At 63.8% G+C, this 19,001-nt stretch carries 16 protein-coding genes; 6 read left to right on the forward strand and 10 right to left on the reverse strand.

Annotated elements, in window-relative coordinates:
- Positions 1 to 15: 15 nt before the first annotated feature.
- Positions 16 to 759 (reverse strand): FadR/GntR family transcriptional regulator, encoded by a 744-nt coding sequence (locus BAC01S_RS08980; protein WP_027794461.1) that lies wholly within the window; start codon positions 757 to 759, stop codon positions 16 to 18.
- A gap of 411 nt (positions 760 to 1,170) precedes the next feature.
- Between BAC01S_RS08980 and BAC01S_RS08985 the strand changes: the two genes are divergently transcribed.
- The 4 genes from BAC01S_RS08985 to BAC01S_RS09000 are packed head-to-tail and all read left to right on the forward strand — an operon-like array spanning position 1,171 to position 5,875.
- A complete protein-coding gene (locus BAC01S_RS08985; protein ID WP_027794462.1) occupies positions 1,171 to 2,298 on the forward strand; it encodes a sugar ABC transporter substrate-binding protein in 1,128 nt (375 codons plus the stop codon).
- Between the two features lie 54 nt (positions 2,299 to 2,352).
- The gene (locus BAC01S_RS08990) at positions 2,353 to 3,915 is read left to right on the forward strand and encodes a sugar ABC transporter ATP-binding protein (protein WP_027794463.1); all 1,563 of its coding nucleotides are present in this window, start codon (positions 2,353 to 2,355) and stop codon (positions 3,913 to 3,915) included.
- A complete protein-coding gene (locus BAC01S_RS08995; RefSeq protein ID WP_027794464.1) occupies positions 3,912 to 4,892 on the forward strand; it encodes an ABC transporter permease in 981 nt (326 codons plus the stop codon). The genes BAC01S_RS08990 and BAC01S_RS08995 overlap by 4 nt, the downstream gene beginning before the upstream one ends.
- Positions 4,889 to 5,875: an ABC transporter permease gene (locus BAC01S_RS09000; RefSeq protein WP_027794465.1), complete on the forward strand. Its 987-nt coding sequence runs from the start codon at positions 4,889 to 4,891 to the stop codon at positions 5,873 to 5,875. The genes BAC01S_RS08995 and BAC01S_RS09000 overlap by 4 nt, the downstream gene beginning before the upstream one ends.
- A gap of 6 nt (positions 5,876 to 5,881) precedes the next feature.
- Here the strand turns inward: BAC01S_RS09000 and BAC01S_RS09005 are convergent, their stop codons facing one another.
- The 5 genes from BAC01S_RS09005 to BAC01S_RS30735 all read right to left on the reverse strand — a co-directional run bounded on the left by BAC01S_RS09005 (position 5,882) and on the right by BAC01S_RS30735 (position 10,794).
- A complete protein-coding gene (locus BAC01S_RS09005; protein ID WP_027794466.1) occupies positions 5,882 to 6,127 on the reverse strand; it encodes a hypothetical protein in 246 nt (81 codons plus the stop codon).
- Positions 6,124 to 7,368, reverse strand: a complete 1,245-nt coding sequence (locus BAC01S_RS09010; protein ID WP_027794467.1) for an alkaline phosphatase family protein — start codon at positions 7,366 to 7,368, stop codon at positions 6,124 to 6,126. The genes BAC01S_RS09005 and BAC01S_RS09010 overlap by 4 nt, the downstream gene beginning before the upstream one ends.
- 372 nt (positions 7,369 to 7,740) lie before the next feature.
- Positions 7,741 to 8,952 (reverse strand): hypothetical protein, encoded by a 1,212-nt coding sequence (locus BAC01S_RS09015; protein WP_156954355.1) that lies wholly within the window; start codon positions 8,950 to 8,952, stop codon positions 7,741 to 7,743.
- A 248-nt stretch (positions 8,953 to 9,200) separates the two neighbouring features.
- Positions 9,201 to 10,499: an NAD(P)/FAD-dependent oxidoreductase gene (locus BAC01S_RS09020; protein WP_043201691.1), complete on the reverse strand. Its 1,299-nt coding sequence runs from the start codon at positions 10,497 to 10,499 to the stop codon at positions 9,201 to 9,203.
- Between the two features lie 109 nt (positions 10,500 to 10,608).
- Positions 10,609 to 10,794, reverse strand: a complete 186-nt coding sequence (locus BAC01S_RS30735) for a hypothetical protein (protein WP_156954356.1) — start codon at positions 10,792 to 10,794, stop codon at positions 10,609 to 10,611.
- A 432-nt stretch (positions 10,795 to 11,226) separates the two neighbouring features.
- On the opposite strand from BAC01S_RS30735, the gene BAC01S_RS09030 reads away from it, so the two are divergent.
- A complete protein-coding gene (locus tag BAC01S_RS09030; protein WP_027794471.1) occupies positions 11,227 to 11,463 on the forward strand; it encodes a hypothetical protein in 237 nt (78 codons plus the stop codon).
- A 15-nt stretch (positions 11,464 to 11,478) separates the two neighbouring features.
- On the opposite strand, the gene BAC01S_RS09035 is transcribed toward BAC01S_RS09030, so the two are convergent.
- From BAC01S_RS09035 to BAC01S_RS35320, 4 genes are all read right to left on the reverse strand, one after another.
- A complete protein-coding gene (locus BAC01S_RS09035; protein WP_027794472.1) occupies positions 11,479 to 11,919 on the reverse strand; it encodes a hypothetical protein in 441 nt (146 codons plus the stop codon).
- A 186-nt stretch (positions 11,920 to 12,105) separates the two neighbouring features.
- A complete protein-coding gene (acnB, locus tag BAC01S_RS09040; protein ID WP_027794473.1) occupies positions 12,106 to 14,691 on the reverse strand; it encodes a bifunctional aconitate hydratase 2/2-methylisocitrate dehydratase in 2,586 nt (861 codons plus the stop codon).
- A gap of 185 nt (positions 14,692 to 14,876) precedes the next feature.
- Positions 14,877 to 15,260 (reverse strand): hypothetical protein, encoded by a 384-nt coding sequence (locus tag BAC01S_RS09045; protein ID WP_027794474.1) that lies wholly within the window; start codon positions 15,258 to 15,260, stop codon positions 14,877 to 14,879.
- A 107-nt stretch (positions 15,261 to 15,367) separates the two neighbouring features.
- Entirely contained in the window at positions 15,368 to 18,448 is a 3,081-nt protein-coding gene (locus tag BAC01S_RS35320) for an autotransporter outer membrane beta-barrel domain-containing protein (protein WP_245616546.1), read from the reverse strand.
- Positions 18,449 to 18,476: 28 nt separating this feature from the next.
- On the opposite strand from BAC01S_RS35320, the gene BAC01S_RS35505 reads away from it, so the two are divergent.
- Positions 18,477 to 18,701 (forward strand): hypothetical protein, encoded by a 225-nt coding sequence (locus BAC01S_RS35505; RefSeq protein ID WP_174442443.1) that lies wholly within the window; start codon positions 18,477 to 18,479, stop codon positions 18,699 to 18,701.
- Positions 18,702 to 19,001 lie beyond the last annotated feature (300 nt).

Consider the following 19,001-nt stretch of genomic DNA (forward strand, 5'->3'; position numbering starts at 1 on the left):
GGCTGGCCCCGGCGGCTAACGCCAGGCCTGCGTGAATTCGCCGATTACGCGCTCTAGATGCGCCTGCATCGCCGTGCGCGCAGCGGCCGCGTCGCGCGCCATGATGGCCGAAAAAATGCGCTGATGGTCTTCCTGCGAAGCCGCCCGCAGCGCGGTCGTATGGAAGTGTTCCTCAATCTTCTTCCACAGCGGGTCGGCACGGGAGTTGTCCCACATCGCGGTCACCACGAGCCGCAGCACTTCGTTTCCCGTCGCCCTCGCAATCGCCAGATGGAACTCGCGGTCGGCGGCCTCGTTCGCAGCTTTGTCGTCCATGTTTTCGCGCATCGCGCGCAACGCCGCGAAGAGCCGGTCGAGGTCCGAATCCTTGCGCTCGGTCGCGGCGAGCGCGGCCAGTTCGCTCTCGATCACCGCCCGCGCGCGCAGTGTCTCGATCGGGCCTGGCCCGCGCGGCAGTTCGAACGTGGCGAACCGCGCCTCCGGCGTTTGCGCCACATAGATGCCCGACCCGACCCGCACTTCGACCACGCCCTGGACTTCCAGGGCGATGATCGCTTCTCTCACCTGCGTGCGGCTCACGCCGAAGCGCTCGGCCAACGTGCGTTCGGAGGGCAGGCGGGCGCGAGGCCCCGCCGGCGCGCGCCCGCGCTCGCCCGCCGCGATCAGGTCGTAGATCTGCTTCGCCAGCCCGACATAGGAACGGTCGGCCGCGTCCGCATCGGCGGCGCGGCCGGCTGGCGTGTGCGAAAGATCGGCCATCCGGGATTCTCGAAATCGTCGTAGCTGCCGGGCGGCGGCTGAAGTTCGCGAAAATGGTACACCAATTCCCGTTGGGTGCCGCACCTGGCTGCAGCCCGCGCGCTTTATCCGCAAGGCGTTGACGCAACGAGAGTTTTGGCCCGACCGGGTCATGCCCCGGCGCACTGGTAAACCACTATCGCGCGCGGATTGGTATGCCAGTACTGTCAAATGGAGAGGCGTTGGCGCTTGCCTTTCGTTTCGCTTCGAGGGGACGCCTTTGAAGAGGTCATTCCGCTGGTTCGGCGCGTCCGATTCAGTCCCGCTGCAGCCCATCCGCAAGATTTCCTGCGTCACGCACACCGTATCGGCGATTCACGACGAGCGCTGTGCGCCGGCAATCGGTAAGTTCAATCCAGCAAAGGAGACAACATGCTTTCAGGAGTCCAGGTGCTTCGAGCGGCGGCGACCGCGGCATTGGCGCTGTGCGCAACCGCGGCGTTCGCACAGGCGTCGATCGTTTCCGGCCCGGCCAGCGACCCCACGTGCATGGTCCCGTGGAAGAACGACACGAAATTCGTCAAGTATCCGAAGAAGAACGGGCCGTACCGGATCGCGCTCGTGAACGGCTATATCGCGAACACCTGGCGTATCCAGATGATCCAGACCGCGAAGGCCTATACGGCTCAGCCGGCCGTTGCCGCCCAGCTCAAGGAATTCAAGGTGGTCTCGACCGGCGAGGACGTGCCGGCGCAGATTTCGGCCGTCAACAACTTCATCGACGCCGGTTATGACGCGGTTATCGTGGACGCGCAGAATCCCACCTCGTTCGGACCCGCGATCCGCCGCGCGAAGAAAGCCGGCGTCGTGCTGGTCGCGTTCGACAATACGCTCGACAGCGAAGACGCGATCAACGTCAACGTCGACCAGTACGGGCTCGGCGTGCTGTGGGCCAAGTGGCTGGCGAGCCATCTGCCGAACGGCGGCAAGGTGCTCGAGGTGCGCGGGGTGGCGGGCACGTCGGTCGACACGGACCGGCACAACGGCTTCCAGACTACGCTGAACGCAACCGGCAAGAAGTGGAACGTCGTCCAGGTGTACGGCAAGTGGGACGACGGGGTGGCGCAGAAGGCCGTTGCCGACGCGATCGCCGTGCAGGGCCATTTCGACGGCATTTCGGCGCAGGGCGGCGACACGGGCGTCGTGCGCGCAATGATCGACGCGAAACATCCGTTCGTGCCGTTCGGCGGCGAGACGGAGAACGGCTTTCGCAAGTTCTGTGCGCAGTATGGAGCCCAGGGCCTGAAGTGCACGTCGGCGGGCAGCGGACCCGCGCAGGTGGCCGTGGCGATCAAGACGGCGCTCGCGGCGCTCGAAGGCCAGACGATTCCCGTGGCGATCAAGCTGCCGCTCGACATCACCGACGATTCGAAGCTGAAAGCGGGCGTCAACTATTTCCCGAACGAGTCGGACAACTTCTTCGTCGGCAACTCGTTTCCGACTTGCGGCATCAACTTCTCCGCGCAGGAAATCATGAAGCAGAACCAGGGAAATCAGTGATCGCGCGGTTTCGCTCGATTTCGCGGCTACCGGTGACGTGACGGGAGACGAAGCATGCGGCAGGACGCAGGGCAGCCGTTCTTTCAGATGTCGGGCGTGTCGAAAAGCTATGGCGGGGCCGTCGCGCTGGATCACGCGGACCTCGCGGTGCGCCGGGGACGCATTCACGCGATCCTCGGCGAGAACGGCGCAGGGAAGTCCACGCTGCTGAAGGTGATGTCCGGCGTCGTGCAGCCGGACGAAGGGACGATGCACCTCGACGGCCGCGAGGTCTCGTTCGCCTCGCCTGCCGCGGCGAACGCGGCCGGCATCGTCTGCGTGTATCAGGAGCTCTCGCTGATCCCCGATCTGAGCGTGGCGGACAACATCTTCGCTTCGAACCCGCCGCGCCGCTTCGGCATGATCGACCGCCGGACCCAGCGTCGCCAGGCCGAGGACGCGCTCGCCCGCGCGGGCGCGGGTGACATCAATCCGCTCGCCAAGGTCCGCGACCTGCCGCTGTCGCGCCAGCAGATGGTCGAGCTCGCAAAGGGGCTGGCGCACGAGCCGCGCATCCTGATCCTCGACGAGGCCACGTCGGCGCTGACCGCGGCCGACGTGGCGCGCGTTATCGAGGTGCTCAAGCGCCTGCGCGACGAGGGGCTCGCGCTGCTCTTCATCTCGCACCGCATGCACGAGGTGAAGGCGCTCGCGGACGAGTGCACCGTCTACCGTAACGGCCGTCATGTGATGAGCTTCGAAGCGGGCGCGCGCTCCGATAATGAGGTGGTCGAAATGATGATCGGCCGGAAGTACCAGCATGTGTTTCCCGACAAACCCGCCGGCCGGCTCGCCGACCGGCCCGCCGCCGCGCCGGTTCTCGCCTGTCGCGATCTCGCGTGGAACGACTCGCTGCGGGGCGTGAGCTTTTCGCTGCAGGCCGGTGAAATCCTGGGCCTGGGCGGTCTCGACGGGCAGGGCCAGCGCGAACTGCTGCTCGCGTTGTTCGGCGTGCTGCGCGGCTGCACGGGGCAGGTGGAGATCGACGGCAAGCGCGTGTCGATCGAAAGCCCCGTGGCCGCGCGCGCCAACGGCGTCGGCATGGCGCTGATCCCGGAGGACCGCAAGACCGAAGGGCTGATGCTGCCGATGTCGGTGCGCGAGAACCTGTCGTTTGCCGCGCTCGATCGCATGTCCACGGCAGGCGTGATCGATCGCGGCCGCCAGCAGTCGTTTGTCGACCGGATGATGGAGCTCCTTGCGATCAAGTCGCACGGCGTGGATGCGGCGGTGGGCTCGCTGTCGGGCGGCAATCAGCAAAAGGTGGTGATCGCGAAGTGGCTGATCCGGCAGCCGCGTATTCTGCTCCTCAGCGACCCGACGCGCGGCATCGACGTCGGCACCAAGCAGGAGATCTATCAGCTGCTGAGGCGCCTCGCCGACGAAGGCGCCGCGATCGTTTTCTATTCCACCGACTATGACGAGCTGATCGGCTGCTGCGACCGCGTGCTCGTGCTGTACGAAGGCAGGATCAAGAAGGAACTCGCCGGGCCGGCGATCACCGAGCAGAACCTGATTGCGAGTGCGCTGGACCTGCCCGTCGGACAGAGTTCTGCGTCCACGGGAGTCGCGCCATGAGCGGGCTGCGTTACTGGTATGCGGAGAATCGCGGGACGGCGTTCGCGTTGGGCCTGTTCGTGCTGATGTTCGCGATCTACCTCTTCAACTATCCGTCGACGGTGTCGGCGAACGTGATACAGACGGCGGCGAACAAGGCGGTGCTGCTCGCGCTCGTTTCGATGGGCCAGGCGCTCGTCGTGCTGACGGCCGGCATCGATCTCTCGATCGGCATGATGCTCGTGCTGACCAACTGCCTGGGATCGTGGATCGTCACGGGCGACGCGCTGCACAGCGCGCTCGGCATTGCGGGTGTGCTCGCGGCGGGCGCGCTGTGCGGCGCGCTCAACGGCGTCGTCATCATTTTCGGCCGCCTGCAGCCGATCGTGACGACGATCGCAACAGGCGCCGTGTACTACGGACTGGCGCTGCTGCTGCGCCCCGTGCCCGGCGGATCGATCAACGAGGATCTCGCCGACGCACTGACCGGCAATGTCGCCGTTGTCGTGCCGGCGAGCCTGCTGATTCTGCTCGCGGCCGTGGTGATCGTCTGGATTCCTTTCAAACGCTCGGCCGTGGGGCGCGCAGCGTATGCGACCGGCTCCTCCGAATCCGCGGCCTTCCTCTCCGGCATGCCGATCCGCCGCGCCAGGTTCGCGAGCTATACGCTGGCGGGCCTGCTCGCCGCGATAGGCGGCCTCTTTCTGACCTTTTTCACGGACACCGGCGAAGCGAGTCTTGGCAGCGCCAATGCGTATACGCTGTTTTCGATCGCCGCGGTGGTGATCGGCGGCGTGTCGCTGCTCGGCGGGAAGGGCAGTGCGATCGGTGCGATCTTCGGCGCCTTCGCGTTTCGTTCCATTGGCGACCTGCTGTTCGTGTTCAACGTCGATCCGCTGTGGCAGCCGCTGTTTCAGGGCGTGATTCTTCTGCTGGCGGTCGCGATTGGCGCGTGCGGGCTGTTCAGGGTGCGCAACCGGCTGGAGTGGTTCCAATGAGCCATATTTCCGCGCCTGGCAGAACCACGCTCGTGTCGAAGCTCACGCGCAGGATCGATAAGCCGATCGCCATCTCGTTCGCGTGCATCGTCGCGCTGCTGCTGGTCGGCGGAATGTTTTCGCGCAACTTCACGTCGCCGGAGTACATCCTGCTGCAATTGAAGGTCGGCGCATTCCTCGGCATCATCGCGACCGGCCTGATGATGGTGATCCTGCTCGGCCATATCGACCTGTCGCTGCCGTGGACGATCACGGTCGGCGCGATGATGGCGTGCGCCGTTGCGGGGCACGGCGAACTCGGGCGCATGCTCGCGATTCCGGTCGGGATTGGCTGCGGCGTGCTGATCGGCATCGTCAACGGCATTCTCGTCGCACTCCTGCGTATTCCGTCGATGATCGCGACGCTCGCGACTAACGCGGTCGCGCAGGGCATCATGATCGTCTACACGGGGGGATCGTCGCCGCAGGACTCCGCGCCGCCCGTGATGCGGTGGCTCGCGGCGGGCTGGCTCGTGCCGGGCGTGCCGAATGCCGTCGTGCTGTGGGTGCTGATCGGCGGCGCCACGATGTTCCTGCTCTCGCGCACGACCTTCGGCCGCACGCTGTACGCGATCGGCAACACCGAACGCGCCGCGTATCTTTCCGGCATCAATACGCGGCTCGTGACGGTGGCCGCTTTCGCCGTGTGCAGCGCGTTCGCGGCGTTCGGCGGCGTGCTGCTCGCGGGGTATGCGTCGAAAGCGGCGCAGTCGATGGGCGACGCTTACCTGTTGCCGGCGATCGCGGCGGTCGTGCTTGGCGGCACGTCGATTCTGGGCGGCCGGGGCTCGTACCTGGGCACCGTGGCGGGCGCGATCCTCATTACGCTGCTGCAGTCGATCCTCTCCGTGGCGCAGATGCCGGAGGCGGGGCGCCAGATCATCTACGGCGTGGTGATCGCGGCGATGCTGCTGCTGTATGGGCGCAGCAAGCGGGAGGCGTAGGGCGGCTCATTTGCCGCCGCCAAGCCGCTGCTGCCGCCGCTTTTCCCGCTCCGCCTTCAGCGGCGCCATCACTTCATGAATGTACGCTCGCGCATCGCCGCGCGTGGCTACCTGACTGAAGCGCTGGTGCGCCGCGTCTTTGCCGACCAGCTCCATGTGGGCCTTGCGCAGCACGTATAGCAGGCCCATCAGCGTGCTGGAGTCGGGCACGGGCTCGTGGTCGCGCTCCTGCGCGGGCGTTGTCTGGGTCATGTTCCTATCCTTTCCGGGCAGTCTTGGCGGCAGGTTCGCGTGATCAATGCCAGTACGTGGTTGGCGTTCCTGTCGCGATCCGTGAGCGGTGCGAGATCGAACAGGCGTTGCAGGGTCGCCAGCACCGAACTGTGATCGTATGTCGTGTGATCGACCTGGCCTTGTGCGACCCAGGGCGACACGACGATGGCGGGAACCCGCACGCCATAGACGTCGAAGCCGAATCCGTTCGCGTTCAGCGTCGCGGGCGCGCCGTCGTTCGGAGGCGGCGCCGCGCCTGGGCTCACCGAGTCGTAGAAGCCGCCGTGCTCGTCGTAGAGAATCAGAAGGAGGCTCCTGTCCCACACCGGCGAGTTGCGGATCGCGCCGTAGACGCGCGCGACAAGCTGGTCGCCCCCGGTGAGGCCGTCCATGGGATGCTGCGAACTGCCGTTCTCGTAGGTGTTGTTCACGACGTTGCCGTAGCCGGGCTCGATGAAGGTATAGCGGGCCGTGTAGTTCGAGGCGAGGTCCGCTTCGAAGTGGGACAGATCGTCGATATCGCTGAAGCTGATGCCCTTGAGCGATGCCACCTGCGGTATGTGCCCGAGCGGGTCGCCCAGGTGGTCCTGGTAGAGGCGGTAGTTGCCTTTGCCGAGCGTTTCGAAAATGGATCCGTTCGGATAGGGGAAACCGTCCAGCCCATCCCATTTGCCCATCTCGTCCGAGGTCGGCGAATGATCGAGGCCGGCCGACGATGCGCCGTGCAGGAAATAGCGGTTCGGCCAGGTCGGGCCGGGCATCGACGCATGCCAGCCGTCGCACAGCACGAACTGCGTGGCGAGCTGGTACAGCGCGGGGGACTGCGTGCGGGCGTCGACGCCGCGCATGATGTCGTCCACGTCGCCGCTTTGCGGTGGAGGGCCTTCGGTGCGGGTGGTCGCGTAGTTCGAGACGAAGCCGGAGTTGTCGACCGGCGGATAGGGCTGCCCGCGCTGGAACTGCGCGCCCGGGCCGCATAGTTGCTCGACTACGTCGGTGAATTCGTGCCCGGGGTCGGTGGGCATCTGGCCAGGCGCGCCGCCGCCGAATGCGTAGGCGGCGCCGTTACAGGCGTTCGAGTTTCCGGCGGTCGCGCCAACGACGCCGGCGATACCCGAAAGCGCGAACAGATGGTCGAAAGACCGGTTTTCCAGCATCAGCACGAAGACATGCTGGATGATCTGGTCCAGACCGGCGGTGGCCGCTGCGTTTGCGTTCATGAAGCGTGCTCCTCTTGTTCACTGCACTTCGCTGCATATCCGGGCGGTTCTTCTGCTTTCGGGCGGCAAGCTCGCTTAATGCCAGATATTAACCTGCATGAGATCGGCACTCTTGAAAGTGCTGTCGAATCGAATAACAGCGGTGCGAGGAGGGCATGGGGATAGCGCGCCTTTCGTATATCGAGCATTGAATTCGCTCAAGCGCCGCGATCTGGTTCATGTTCTACCGAAGCGGCTGTTTCCGACGCTTTCCGTAACGCTCGCTACACCGCGCAAGGAGGGGGCAGCCCGCCACGGTACGGGCGGCTGTGGATGCGCTGCGTTCGTACTTTCGGAATCTCCCCGCCGTTCGCTCATCGACGGATCGAGCCGCTAGAGCTTGTTCTCGGCGAACGACCGGCATCTTGGGCAGGGCAGCATGGGACTGCCCACGCCGGTCTCTTCGGGAATCAGGGGATAGGGATTTGCTTTGGAACCCACCCATAAGGTGGTCATGCCGTTGTAGCGCTGTTTTTCCTTTTTGCCCAGGCGATCCCACAGCTTGGGCTCCGCGCATACGCGAATTGAATAGTTGTCCGGATCGTAGCTCGCGGCTTTGCCGAAACTCTGTTCGAGGTCGTAGGCGGTATTGATGGAATAGAACTGAACGTACACCATGCCACAAAGCGCCTGAATTTCGGGCTGAAGCATGGCGATCTTGCTCCCGTCCTGCTCGCCCGAAAGGGCGTAATGCAACCCGATTTCGTTGGCACTGCTGCCCACCGCCACCGTCAAGCTCTCCGGCATCGGCAGCCGCGGCGGCTTTGGCATCCCTTTTGGCGGTTTGACTTGCCCCGTCAGCAACTGCATGACGTACGCGAGATATCTGGCGCCGGCAATATCGAAGTCGGTCGGCAAAGGGAAGCGGCTAAAGTGCGCTTTCTTTTCCTTTGCTGTGGTCTTGATCCGGTTACGCAGTACCAGCTCGGCCTTCAGCTCGTCGACCTTGGACTGCGCGAGCCGCACTTTGTGCTGCGTTGGCCCATAACGATCGTCCTTGTAGCGAGCGATATATTTTTCGTGTTCGCCAATCAGGCTGTCGAGTTCGCCATTATTCAAACGGAGTGGCGAAGGGAGATCGGGAAAGCAGACATGCTCGGCGCCCAGTTTGTCCGACCCGCCACATAACGGGCATTGGGAGAATTTGCTGGCCGTCGGCGCTCGGTCGGGGCCACGCTGCACCGGGAAGGCATCGGGATACGTGGGGGCTGGCTGCGGGTACATCTGCGGCTGGAGCACGAACTGCGGTTGCGGCATGAACTGCGGCTGCGCTACGAACTGCGGCGGACCATAGTACGCATAGGGTTGCGTAAACATCGGCGGCGGCGCATAGACATGCGGATTGAATATCTGGCCTGGGTAAAAGCAGTGCTGGCAGGGTGCGAAAGGCGCGGGGGCCTGAGCCACCTCGTTCAGGCAGTTTGGACAAAACGGCATGCTGTTCCCCTTGTGAGTCGTTTCAGGAAATCGTGATTCCCACACCCGACCTCGGATACTGCTCGTTTCCAGCAACAAAGTTGAACCGCTGCGCCGATTGAGTTCCACCTGGCGCGGGGCCGGCCCAAAGAAAGATTCGCTGTGAACGAGTGTAGGGCGATTAGCGATATTTGTCTTCCTGGCGTGAGCGTTATTGCGCGATGCATAACTACGGCAGGATCACCGCGACGCCAACGATAGCTATCGTCGCCGACATGGATGATGTAGCAGTGCGAAACGGCGCGTGCGAAGGCCTTCCCGGTTCACGCTCGACACGTTCTTCTCGAACGTTGCGCGCAATCTGTAAGCAAGGCGCTTCAGGCGGCAGGCGGGGGCGCCTCCGGCAGCGGGATCTCGACCCCACGGCGGTGCAGTGCCGAGAGCACGTGGTACACGCCCTTGAAGCACATCACCGGGAGTGCGGCGCGCCAGCTCCCCCGGAGATTGCCCGCCAGCAGATTGACGATGCCGTCACGCATCCACAAACGATTGGACGGCGCCATGAAAAGCGTGCGCATGACAGGGTCGTTCACGCGATAGATCAGCCAACTGATCCGATCCATGGCCTCCGACAATTCTTCGTTGGCGGCTTGCGCAAGCTTCTTTCCGCGGGCCGGGTCGTCGAGCCAGACATGGGCGACCTGGGCGCCGAGTTCTCCGCCCGTCATCGCCATCAATACGCCGGTCGAGAACATCGGATCGACAAAACCGTAAGCATCGCCAATCATCAGGAAGCCGTTACCGTTGCCCTCGCGCGCGCGATAGCTGTAATTGGCCGTGCTGTAGACGTCCGATACGCGCCGCGCGCCCTGCGCGCGAGCCGCGACGGTCGGGCTCGAGGCGATGCGCTCGGTCAGCAAATCGGTCGGCGTTCCCTTGCGCTCTTTCCACGCCGACTGGTTGCCCACAAATCCAATGCTCATTGTGTCGCCGGGTAGCGGGATCAGCCAAAACCAGCCGTCCTCCGCAAGATGAATGCTGATGTAACCCGCGAGGTCGCCTTCCCGGCGCGCTACGCCGGTGAAATGCGCATAAACGGCCGCTGTGTTGTTGTATTTGTTCGAGGTCTTGACCTTCATCCGCGACGCGAGAAACGTATCGCGGCCCGAAGCGTCGAGCACATAGCGCGGATGCCATTCGCGCGTGCTGCCCGATTCGTCTTGTGCGGTTACGAGGTGACGTTCGCCGGCATCGTTCAACTGGACTTCCATGACACGAGTCCGCTCGAAGCACCGGGCTCCGCGCGCGCCGGCGTGTTTGAACAACAAGGCATCGAGGTCCGCGCGCCGGACTTGCCAGGCGTGCGTACGATCTCGATTCAGCGCGTTTGCGAACGGAAACGCACAGCTGCGCCCCGTGCGGTCCGAGACGAACTCGGCCCCCGGCTTATGGACACCGATCTCCCGCACCTGATCGAGCACGCCGAGCCGCTCGAAAATATCGAGGTTGCGCGGCAGCAGGCTTTCGCCAATATGAAAGCGCGGATGCGCCTCCTTCTCCACGAGCACGACGTCGCGTCCTTTCATTGCCAGGAAGGCCGCTGCCGTCGCGCCCGCGGGCCCGCCGCCGATGATCAGCACGTCCGGTCGGCTCGAATCGCTTTTCGATGAGTTCATGGCGGGGATTCCAGAAAAAGGCGTATTGATCAACGCAAGGCCGATAGCGCGACCGTGACCGAAAAAGCTCCGAGGACGAGGGAAGCACTGCGAAGCAGATACTTTGGCGTCAGCGCACCCAGGCGGCCGGCGCCGAGCTGCGCGCGCCCAGACCCACCCAAAGCAGTCCGATCGGAAACACGAGGGCGAGAAAGAGACCCATTGCCTGCAGCCAGGCCACGCCGCTTGCGAAGGCGGCTTTCGGAAAAATCGTTCCGCCGAACAAAATCGCTTTCGGGTTCAGCGAGGTTGCCAAAAACAGATCCCGCATACCGATCGCTTAAATTCAGCGGGCCGGGTTCGCAATTTCTGTTCCTGGCCGGCGCAACGGCGAGCGGCCCGACGGTCTCCCGGCGGCACGCCATGATCGATGGCCGTATTTTGCCATTGTGAACGGTGCGGCGAAGCGCGTGCGCTTTCGTCCCTCGCGATGAAGGTCCGCAAGCCCGGCACGCGACCGAAAATCTCACAATACGAAACCAGGTCGCGTATGCCAGAAAACGCTGCCGCAGTGCAACAGCCGGACGTTGCGTATGGTCGGGGTGGATTGCGTATTGTGATATGAGAGAGATAAGTTATTGAATCAACGGAGTTTTTTAGTGCGTTCGCAGAGGCGGCCTGGGGGCCGCGACCCTAACTAATCTCGGTACGCTCTACATTGAGATTCTTAAACCTGTGGAGAGACGAGATGATGCACGTGTATATCGAACCCGTGCCCAAAGGCCAATGGGGGCCGATTGATGGCTATCGCATTGAAACCCAGGACGGCACGAAGATATCGGAAGCGCTGCTTCGTTCCGAGAGACTCGCGATTAGCGAGGCAAGGCTGCTTGGCTATCTGCCGTTGCTTGCGACGGTGCGCATACCGGACAAGGCTATCGCCGAGCACTGGCAGCCGGCCGACGAAGCACAGGTGCCGGTCTAGCCGCGGGTGAGCGCGTCAATGGTACGTTGTCGTCGACGATTGCAGCTTCGTCAGCGTACCGTTTTTGAATCGGAACCAGCCTTCCGAGCCTTGCATCACGACTTCATCGGGCTGCCAATACACGCGCCTGACCGTCATGCGCACGTTCGAGCGTTGCACGAGCGGCGGGCGGCGGCGGAAGTCGTAGAGCACCGGACCGTAAGCGGTCTGCACGAGCATGCGCGTGATCGTGCCGCGCTCCTGGCTGTTTTGCTGGCCGGCTTCGTCGAAATGCGTGAGCGTCTTTGCGTCGAAGCGGTCGAAAATCTCCTTGTCGAGCATGGCGACGAAATCATGGTCGTCGCGCACGAATTGCAGCGTGCCTGAAGGCGTAACGAGGGAATCGGACGCGTTGCTTTGCGCATGAGCGCAAATCGCGAATGAGGCGGCGAGCGCGGCAAGTAGCAGTCGTTTCATGTCGTTTTCCGGATTTGGGGGAGTAGCGCCGATAACGGAGTGTGACGCAAACGGCCGCCAGGCGGTCCTCATTCCGGCGCCGCGCCAACAAAAATGGCGCCGCAAGCATTCAGCCTGCGGCGCCATTCCGTGGGGCTACGATGCGAACCGACAACGAGAACACCGCACCGTAGCCTGGCAGAGTGCTTACATCGTCACGGTGTCGGCCACTTCCTTGAAGTCCTCGATCTGGTCGAAGTTCATGTACTGATAGATCTTGTCGCCGTTGGCGTTGATCACGCCGATGTCGGCCATGTACTCTTCCTTCGTCGGGATCTTGCCCAGGCGCGAGCAGATCGCCGCCAGTTCCGCCGAGCCCAGGTACACGTTCGTGTTCTTGCCCAGACGGTTCGGGAAGTTACGCGTGGAGGTCGACATGACCGTCGCGCCTTCGCGCACCTGGGCCTGGTTGCCCATGCACAGCGAGCAGCCCGGCATTTCGGTACGCGCGCCAGCCGTGCCGAACACGCCGTAGTGGCCTTCCTCGGTCAGCTGCTTCTGGTCCATCTTGGTCGGCGGAGCCACCCACAGCTTGACCGGAATGTCGCGCTTGCCTTCCAGCAGCTTCGAAGCGGCACGGAAGTGACCGATGTTGGTCATGCACGAGCCGATGAACACTTCGTCGATCTTGGCGCCGGCCACGTCGGAGAGCGTCTTCACGTCGTCCGGGTCGTTCGGGCAGGCCACGATCGGCTCGTGAATGTCGGCCAGATCGATTTCGATGACGGCGGCGTACTCGGCGTCCGCGTCCGGTTGCAGGAGTTGCGGATCGGCCAGCCAGGCTTCCATCGCCTTGATACGGCGCTGCAGGCTGCGCGGATCCTGGTAGCCTTGCGCGATCATCCACTTCAGCAGCGTGATGTTGCTGTTGAGGTACTCGATGATCGGTGCCTTGTTCAGGTGCACCGCGCAACCGGCGGCCGAACGCTCAGCGGAAGCATCCGAGAGTTCGAACGCTTGCTCGACCTTCAGATCGGGCAGGCCTTCGATTTCGAGAATGCGGCCCGAGAAAATGTTCTTCTTGCCTTGCTTGGCGACCGTCAGCGTGCCTTGCTTGATGGCGTACAGCGGGATCGCGTTGACGAGATCGCGCAGCGTGACGCCCGGCTGCATCTTGCCCTTGAAGCGCACCAGCACCGATTCCGGCATGTCCAGCGGCATCGTGCCGGTGGCGGCCGCGAAGGCGACCAGGCCCGAACCGGCCGGGAAGCTGATGCCGATCGGGAAGCGCGTGTGCGAGTCGCCGCCGGTGCCCACGGTGTCGGGCAGCAGCATGCGGTTCAGCCACGAGTGGATCACGCCGTCGCCGGGGCGCAGCGCGATGCCGCCACGGTTGCTGATGAAGTTCGGCAGCGTCTGGTGCGTCTTCACGTCCACCGGCTTCGGATAAGCGGCCGTGTGGCAGAACGACTGCATGACGAGGTCGGCCGAAAAGCCGAGGCACGCCAGGTCTTTCAGTTCGTCGCGCGTCATCGGGCCCGTGGTGTCTTGCGAGCCGACCGAGGTCATCTTCGGTTCGCAGTACGTGCCGGGGCGCACGCCCTGGCCTTCGGGCAGGCCGCACGCGCGGCCAACCATCTTCTGTGCCAGAGAGAAGCCCTTGCCGCTGTCGGCCGGGTTTTGCGGCAGGCGGAACAGCGTCGACGGCGCGAGACCCAGCGCCTCACGCGCCTTGGCGGTCAGGCCGCGGCCGATGATCAGCGGAATGCGGCCGCCGGCGCGCACTTCGTCGAACAGCACGTCGGACTTGACCTGGAATTCGGCGATCACGGCGCCGTTCTTGAGCGCCTTGCCTTCATAAGGGCGCAGTTCGACCACGTCGCCCATTTCCATTTGCGACACGTCGAGCTCGATCGGCAGGGCGCCGGCGTCTTCCATCGTGTTGTAGAAGATCGGGGCGATCTTGCCGCCCAGGCACACGCCGCCAAAGCGCTTGTTCGGGATGAAGGGGATGTCTTCGCCCGTGAACCACAGCACCGAGTTGGTGGCCGACTTGCGCGAGGAGCCCGTGCCGACCACGTCGCCCACGTAGGCGACCAGGTGGCCCTTTTCCTTCAGCGATTCGATGAACTTGACCGGGCCGCGCTTGCCGTCTTCTTCCGGCGTGATGCCGGGGCGCGCGTTCTTCAGCATGGCCAGCGCGTGCATGGGGATGTCCGGGCGCGTGGTGGCGTCCGGGGCCGGCGAGAGGTCGTCGGTGTTGGTTTCGCCCGTCACCTTGAACACGGTGATGGTCAGGCTTTGCGGCACTTCCGGACGGCTCGTGAACCATTCGGCGTCGGCCCAGCTTTGCAGCACGGCCCGCGCGTTGGCGTTGCCCTTGTCGGCCAGTTCCTTCACGTCGTGGAACTGGTCGAACATCAGCAGGGTTTTCTTCAGTGCGTCGGCGGCCACGGTGCCCACTTCGGCGTCGGACAGCAGCTCGATCAGCGGGGCGATGTTGTAGCCGCCCAGCATCGTGCCGAGCAGTTCGGTGGCGCGAGCGCGCGAGATCAGCGCGCAGGCGGTTTCGCCCTTGGCCACGGCGGCGAGAAAGCCGGCCTTCACGCGGGCGGCTTCGTCCACGCCGGCGGGCACGCGGTGGGTGATCAGGTCGAGCAGGGTCTGCTCTTCGCCCGCGGGCGGGTTGGTCAGCAGTTCCACCAGCTCGGCGGTCTGCTGGGCCGTCAGCGGCAGGGGAGGAATGCCGAGCGCGGCGCGCGCGGCGACATGAGCACGAAAGTTTTCAAGCATGGCGGGACCTGCTGGTATTGCGTTTCACGGGGAAGCCAGGCACGCCGGGGCGGTTCCTGGCACTGCTTTGACCGCGATTCTAGGCGCAATACCCCGCAGCGTCAAATGTCTTATGTCTTATATAAGAGTTGGGGCGCAGAACCGCAGAACGAACGATCGGCATGCTGTCCCGCGCTGAATGAGCGTCATGCGTCCCTGGCACGCCCGCGATCGCGCCAAAGCAGCAATAACCAGGCTACCGACAACCCCACCGCCACGCCCAGGAACTCGCACATGACGCGCAGCCCGATACTGTCCGGATCGTGTACGTCGGCTAGTGCCGCGCTCAGGAAAACCGGCGACTGCAGGTTGGCGTAGTTGAAATAGAACAGATTCCACAGGTCGCCGCTGGAACTGGGCAGCAGGGCCAGCAGATACGCCACGCCCAGTTCGCGGCCAGGGATCCAGCGTTGCTTGCGGGTCAGCCAGCGCACCAGCAGCAGCATGAAGAAGCCGACCGCCGCCGCAATGGCGCCCGCTTGCATGCCGCCGACGATGCCGTAACCCATCCACGACTGGTTATAGAACATGCGAGCTTCTCCCGGTCACCGAGACCGGCGTATGGAAAACGCCGACGGATATCGGTGACAAACGGGTAGATTAACCCGTATCGCGGGCTCCCTTTCATGTCATCGCATCAGAACAGCTGTTTGAGCCTGAGCGTGCCGGCCTGGAACAGGTAGCCGCCGCCGATCTGCGCGTCGTAGCGCGCGGTGAGGCTCAGGTTCTGCGAGCGCAGCAGCGTCACGCCGACAGACAGCACAGCCGAGTTCGTGATCGGGCTCGTGCCCTGCGTGGCGAAGCCGGTCTGGCCGGTGGGGTCCGCCGCGAAGCTTGCGAACGTGGTGGTGCGCGTGTTGTCGTACTCGTGCCGCCATGCCACTGACAGCTCCGGTACCAGCACGCCGAGCGGCGTGGCCAGTTCGCGATTGATCTTCGCGCCGATGTCGCTCGTGACCGAGGTCGTGTGCGCCGCATCGACCGAGAGCGCCGCGCCATTGCCGCCCGACTCGGTATAGGCGCTCTGGTGCAGATAGCTGTAGGTGAGGCTTGCCAGCGGGGTGACCGTGGCCGCGCCGAGCGCGAGCGGATAGCCGGCCTCGCCGCGCACCACGTACTGCTGGCCGTTGAAGCTGCCGCTGGCGTCGCCGGAGAATCCGCTGAAGTCGACGAGCCGGTTCGTGTCGTAACGCTGCTGGATCACGCCGGCGGAAAAGTCCGCGTACCAGGTTGGCGCGGTGTAGCTCGCGTAGCCGAAGAACCCGTAGGAATTGACCCGCGTGTTGTCGCCCGCCGTGCCGCCGGTGTTGTTGATCGCCGCGTTGCTGTAGCTGAACGCGCCACCGGCACGCCAGGCATCGGAGAGCGCGCGATCGACGCCGAACAGCAGGCCGCCGAAGTTGGCGCTGTAGCCGTCCACCTGATCGCTTTCGTCCTGGCTTACGTGGCCGCCGAAGGCCTGCCCCCAGACGCCGTACTGAGGCGCGCCGTCGCCGGTCGAGATGCCGCTGTCGCCCTGCGCCAGACGCAGCTCGTTGGCGTGCTCGGAGACGATGTTGAGCACGTCGAAGGCGGGGGCGGCGGCGGCCTGGGCCGAGGTCGTCTGCGAGGTCGGCCCAAGCTGCTTGCCGGCACGGTTGAGCGCCGGGGTCGAGCCGCCGGCATCGAGTGCCAGCGAGGCGTTGTACAGGTTGAGCAGCGTGGGGCTGCCGATGCCCGTATAGCGCGCGAGGCCCGTGAGCGCGGAGACTGCGTTGGGCACGGTCGCCGCAGCAGGCGTGGGCGTTGGCGCTGGTGTCGGCGTGGGTGTCGGCGTAGATGTTGGTGTTGGTGTTGGTGTTGGTGTTGGTGTTGGTGTTGGTGTTGGTGTCGGGGTCGGGGTCGGGGTCGGGGTCGGGGTCGGGGTCGGGGTCGGCGTAGGCGTAGGCGTAGGCGTAGGCGTAGGGGTCGGCGTAGGGGTTGGCGTAGGCGTAGCGGCAACGGTCAGCACCAGGTCGCTGCTGGAACCATTGGCGACGGCCGCCCCGGTCACCACAAGCCCGGTGACGCCGGCGATCGAATAGCGCAGCGCGCTGGCGTTGTAGTTGGTCCCGGTGCCTGTCGCATCGATAACGACGAAGCGCTGGCCCGCCGCAAAGCCGTAGGAGGCGAGCTTCTCCAGCGTGACGGCCGAGCCGGCCGCGACAGTGGCCGTGCCCGAGACCACGAGACGTCCGTAGCCGCTATCGGTGCCGATTGCACCGCCGGCGACCGCGCCGTCGGCGACGCCGACCAGCAAGGTAGCCGAAGCGCCCTGCGAGTAGTTGCCGGTGATCGTGACAGGGTTGTTCACCTGCAGCACGGCGCCGTTGTTGTTGACCGCATTGCTGCCGACGTTGAGGTTGTCGTTGAGCAGCAGGTTGCCGGCGCCGAAGTTGACGTTCGCTCCGCTGCTGGTCAGGGTGCCGATGCTGCCCGAGGCGTAACCGGTCAGGGTGCCGAAGATCGTGCCTGCGCCGCCGCTGATCGAAAGTGCATTGCTCGACGTGTTCAGGATGTCACCGGCGATCGTTCCCGAGTTCAGAACGGCACCCAGTGTGCCGGAATTGCTGATCGCACGATTGGCACCGCTAATGAGGCCGCTGTTGGACAGCGTGCCGATCGAGCCGGAATTGACGATCGCGGCCCCGGCGTGCGAGCCGCCGGAGCCGGTTGCCTCGATGGTGCCGGTATTGACCAGTGACTGGATGGTGCCGCTGCCGTTGTTTATCCCCGCGTTGTAGCTCGTGATCGTGCCGTTATTGGTCAGCGTGCCGATGCTGCCGGAATTGTTGATCGCCGTCGCGCTGGGAGCGCTGATGGTCAAGCCATGGATCAGCCCGTTATTGGTCAGCGCGCCGATATTCCCGGCGTTGTTGATGCCGGTGTGCGAGCCTTCGATGGTGCCGCCGCTCTCGTTGACGATCGCGCCGAAGGTGCCGCTGCTTTCAAGCCCGAAATGCACTCCCATGAGCGTGCCGCTGTTCGTCAGCGTACCGATCGTGCCGTAGTTCAGTATTGCCGCCGTCTCGCCCTGAATCAGGGCACCGGCCTGATTGGCAATCGTGCCGATGGTCGCGGAGGTGGATTCGTTGTAGATGGCCGGTCCCGAGGCGCTGATCGTGCCACTGTTCGTGACGACACCGATCGTGCCGTTGTTCACGAACGCATCTTCTTCGCCATTGATCAGCCCGCCAGCCTGATTGGCTATCGTGCCGATGGTTCCGAGGCTGTCGTTGTAGATGCCGCCCTGGTTTTCGAACTGGACCGACTGGATCGTGCCGGAATTGCTGATCGTGCCAATCGAGCCATTGTTATAAATGCCAATATGGCTGCCGGTGATGTGGCCGCCGATCGTATTGTCGATCCCGCCGATCGTGCCGGAGTTGGCGATTCCTTCGGGCACGATGTAGCCGTAGCCTCCTCCACCGTAAATCGTGCCGCTGTTGACGAGGGTGCCGATGCTGCCTGTGTTGTTGATTCCCTGGGTCTGGCTCAGAATCGTGCCGTTGTTGGACAGCGTGCCGATGACACCGCTGTTGAATATGGCCATTGATTCTACGCTTGCCGCAACGATCCGCCCGCCAATGGTGTTGTAGATCGCCGTGATGGAGTCCGCGTGGCCGACGTTGATGCCGTACTTGGTCCCCGCGATCAGGCCGCTGTTGGTCAGGGTGCCGACAGCGCCGGATATGGTCACACCGGTTGTCCACATGTAATTGGACACTATGCCGTTGCTCGTTACCGTGCAGTCGCCCGAACTCCAGTTCACCGTGTTGTCCACGGTGTTGTCGATGCTGGCGCCGTACAATCCGCAATCGGCCCTTGCGGCCAGCGGCGATATGCCTGCCATGATTCCGGTCAACGCGGCGGCGATCATGCGCTGTTTCGGTCGTGCGGTCCTGCGAGTCATGGCGCATCCGGTCTTTTGTCAATTGCGGGCGATTATGTAAGACCGGTAACATCTTGCAAGAATTATTCGAAAGGATTGCGTAAAAGATACGGGAGGCGGTCGGGCTGAATGCCGCTTGTTAAAGAAAATTACTTACCGGATGCTTACTTTTTTAACTGGCATTTAATTTCTGGTTTCGTGTTTCACGCTGCTCGCGCGCAGGCGGACCACGATATCGAAAGAACCCGGTGCAAAACGGGCTCGCTTGTCGCTTTTGCGCAAAAAAGAGTATTGAGCCATCAAGTTTCGAGGCGGCTGTGCCGTTAACTCTATGCTGCTTTGCGTGAATGGAATAAGACAG

This window comes from Paraburkholderia acidipaludis NBRC 101816 (genome assembly GCF_000684975.1).
GTDB lineage: Bacteria > Pseudomonadota > Gammaproteobacteria > Burkholderiales > Burkholderiaceae > Paraburkholderia > Paraburkholderia acidipaludis.

Excerpts from the sequence above, each read along its gene's own strand:
- BAC01S_RS08980 (WP_027794461.1), bottom strand. The coding sequence starts at position 759 with ATGGCCGATCTTTCGCACACGCCAGCCGGCCGCGCCGCCGATGCGGAC.
- BAC01S_RS08985 (WP_027794462.1), top strand. The coding sequence starts at position 1,171 with ATGCTTTCAGGAGTCCAGGTGCTTCGAGCGGCGGCGACCGCGGCATTG.
- BAC01S_RS08990 (WP_027794463.1), top strand. The coding sequence starts at position 2,353 with ATGCGGCAGGACGCAGGGCAGCCGTTCTTTCAGATGTCGGGCGTGTCG.
- BAC01S_RS08995 (WP_027794464.1), top strand. The coding sequence starts at position 3,912 with ATGAGCGGGCTGCGTTACTGGTATGCGGAGAATCGCGGGACGGCGTTC.
- BAC01S_RS09000 (WP_027794465.1), top strand. The coding sequence starts at position 4,889 with ATGAGCCATATTTCCGCGCCTGGCAGAACCACGCTCGTGTCGAAGCTC.
- BAC01S_RS09005 (WP_027794466.1), bottom strand. The coding sequence starts at position 6,127 with ATGACCCAGACAACGCCCGCGCAGGAGCGCGACCACGAGCCCGTGCCC.
- BAC01S_RS09010 (WP_027794467.1), bottom strand. The coding sequence starts at position 7,368 with ATGAACGCAAACGCAGCGGCCACCGCCGGTCTGGACCAGATCATCCAG.
- BAC01S_RS09020 (WP_043201691.1), bottom strand. The coding sequence starts at position 10,499 with ATGAACTCATCGAAAAGCGATTCGAGCCGACCGGACGTGCTGATCATC.
- BAC01S_RS09030 (WP_027794471.1), top strand. The coding sequence starts at position 11,227 with ATGATGCACGTGTATATCGAACCCGTGCCCAAAGGCCAATGGGGGCCG.
- BAC01S_RS09035 (WP_027794472.1), bottom strand. The coding sequence starts at position 11,919 with ATGAAACGACTGCTACTTGCCGCGCTCGCCGCCTCATTCGCGATTTGC.
- acnB (WP_027794473.1), bottom strand. The coding sequence starts at position 14,691 with ATGCTTGAAAACTTTCGTGCTCATGTCGCCGCGCGCGCCGCGCTCGGC.
- BAC01S_RS09045 (WP_027794474.1), bottom strand. The coding sequence starts at position 15,260 with ATGTTCTATAACCAGTCGTGGATGGGTTACGGCATCGTCGGCGGCATG.
- BAC01S_RS35505 (WP_174442443.1), top strand. The coding sequence starts at position 18,477 with ATGCCGTTGCTCGTTACCGTGCAGTCGCCCGAACTCCAGTTCACCGTG.